The sequence below is a fragment of the Nostoc sp. ChiQUE01b genome, from assembly GCF_034531255.1.
Lineage (GTDB): Bacteria > Cyanobacteriota > Cyanobacteriia > Cyanobacteriales > Nostocaceae > Nostoc.
The window spans coordinates 1-2699 of record NZ_JAVRBM010000192.1; the positions used below are offsets into that span (position 1 = coordinate 1).

The 2699-nt window shown below is 43.3% G+C and carries 2 protein-coding genes; both read left to right on the top strand.

The window, feature by feature from the left end; genetic code table 11:
- Positions 1-2353 (top strand): Mu transposase C-terminal domain-containing protein (locus RMY63_RS41510; RefSeq protein WP_322734245.1); only part of this gene is annotated, 2353 nt, incomplete at its 5' end.
- The gene (locus RMY63_RS41515) at positions 2354-2620 is read left to right on the top strand and encodes an ATP-binding protein (protein ID WP_322734246.1); all 267 of its coding nucleotides are present in this window, start codon (positions 2354-2356) and stop codon (positions 2618-2620) included. It begins immediately after the preceding gene.
- Positions 2621-2699: the final 79 nt, after the last annotated feature.

Below are 2699 nucleotides of genomic sequence, written 5' to 3' on the forward strand. Positions count from 1 at the left end.
TAAGGAACTAGAGAAATTAGCACAAAAATATCCTGGGCGTTATCAAAAAACAGCATCCGGTCATTGGCGTTGCCCACCAGGAGAAGCACACGCATCACAATTTGGTCTAAAATACTGCGTTCGTATTGATGCCGAATTGAATCCCGTCTTTACCCAGAACTTGATGTTTTTGTCAGATTACCTGGGATTTAAATCAAATTTGACAACAGATGTACATTCGACAGTTCTGGCTTACCTAGAAGCAAATCCAGGAATAACGATTGGAGCATTGCTACAAGAATTAAATAATGTATGTGCCAATGACATATACATCATGATTGCAACTGAGCGTCTGTACGTGGATTTGTCTGCTGTCCCCTTAGTTGAACATTGGCGGACAAGATTATGGGTAAGTCAACAAACTCATGACGCTTATACACAAGCATCTGTTGTAGGAGTGACTACAAAGAACGCTCCCAATAGTCCCACAACACTGCTACCTAACACATCCCTAATGTGGGATTCGGCGCTATGGACTTTAGTTAACTATGGTGAGACAACAACCACGCTATTACCAGAGTCCGGCTTCCCAATACAGTTGCCCACAGCATTTTTTCTCCAGTTATTCGATAGTGGCACCATTAAAATCCATAACGGAGTTACAGATGCAACTACAAATGAAACAGTACGGACTTTAATGGAGACTGCTTCTCCTGTTCACTTAAAAGAAGCGAACCGAAAATTTAATATAGTACAAGCATATTTCCAGCGCCATACAGATATCTATCAAGACATCAACCCACGTACCTTGCGTAGATGGGTACAACAGTTCCGTGAAGCAGAAGCAAGTTTAGGTTGCGGTTATATCGGGTTACTACCACGCACACATCAGCAAGGGAATCGTCAACCAAAATCGCCCACAGATTCAAGTGAATTATTAGATAAATTTATTAAAGAGCATTTTGAAACACCAAGACAAGCGACAGGTGCTTCAGTATATCGGGCGTATGTCAGAGCCTGTACAGCATTAAATATACAACCCCTTAGTAACCGGACTTTCTACCAGCGTTTAAAAAAACGCCCAACCCATGAGCAGACATTAAAGCGTCAGGGAGCAAAAGCCGCATACGCAACAGAGCCTTTTGTCTGGGAACTAGCTTTAAATACACGTCCTCACGGAAACCGTCCTCTGGAGATAGTCCATATCGACCATACCGAACTCGATATTGAATTACGCTCACAAGCAACAGGTCGGTTACTGGGGCGACCTTGGCTAACATTACTGACCGATGCCTATTCCCGGCGAATCTTGGCAGTTTATCTGACTTTTGATGCACCTTCTTACAGGTCTTGCATGATGGGGCTACGTATTTTAGTCCAGCGCTTTGGTCGTTTTCCCTCAACACTTGTTGTCGATGGAGGCAAAGAATTCCACAGTATATACTTTGACACCTTGCTGGCACGTTACCACTGCACCAAGAAAACAAGGCCTGGTGGCAAACCCCGCTTTGGGTCGGTAATTGAACGATTATTTGGGACGACAAATACTGAGTTTATCTATAACCTACTAGGTAACACCCAAGCAAGTAAACAGCCCCGCCAACTCACCAAAACTGTTGACCCAAAACAGTTAGCTGTCTGGAATTTGGGGGATTTATATACTTACTTGACCCAGTGGGCTTACTCCATTTACGACTCAAATCATCACGACTCATTAGGTGCGTCTCCAGGCGTTGTTTATACCGAAGGGTTGTCAATTGCAGGAGAACGCTTGCACCGGAGAATTGCTTATAACGAAGAGTTCCTCATGGCAACACGTCCTTCCACGCCCAAAGGTCAGGCGAAAGTTCAGCCGGGATATGGGATTAAAGTCAATTATCTCTACTATTGGAGTGATGCTTTCCGCAATCCAAATGTAGAAAAAACATTAGTACCAGTACGCTACGACCCTTTTGATATGGGAGTTGCTTACGCCTATGTTGATGGGCGTTGGGTGAGATGTATCTCTCAGTATTACAGTACTTTTGTTGGGCGCACTGAAAAAGAAGTGTTGTTAGCGGCACAAGAAATTAGGCAATTGAACAAACGTAGCGCCACGGCGACAAATTTGAACGCTAAACATTTAGCTGACTTCATTGCCAATGTCCAAGAACATGAAGCCTTGTTGCTGCAAAGATTGCGTGATTTGGAAAGTAAACGTTTACTAGACAATTTAACGTCTAGTAATTCTTCTGTTCCATCAGTAAACCAAGTTCATTCTTCATTAGCTGTATTGGCACAACAGAGTGAAGATATTACATCACAGCACGTACCATCTCGAAACGTTGAACCGTTGGATCTAAGTTCACTGCCAATATTAGCGGAATACAAATAGATGGATTTAAACAGGAACAGGAGCGATGACATCAACTTACTTACTCAATTTAAGGAGTATGCAGTTTTACATCCACAGTTAGCACGGGTAGATATGCTGCTCATGCGTGCGATTCGAGAACCAGCCGGATTTGCTCATGTGTTGGTTTATGGGCCAAGTGGTGTGGGCAAGACGACAATGATACGGCAAATTGCTCGACGTTTAAATGCTCCTCACAGTCAGGATTTAGCATTGAATGACTCAAGCTACCGCAACGGTTATGTGTAGCGAACTGCAAACATAAACGCTTCAAACCCACATTCCGCAGGTGCGATCGTAAATGCTGTATTTTAAAAATGACCTAAAT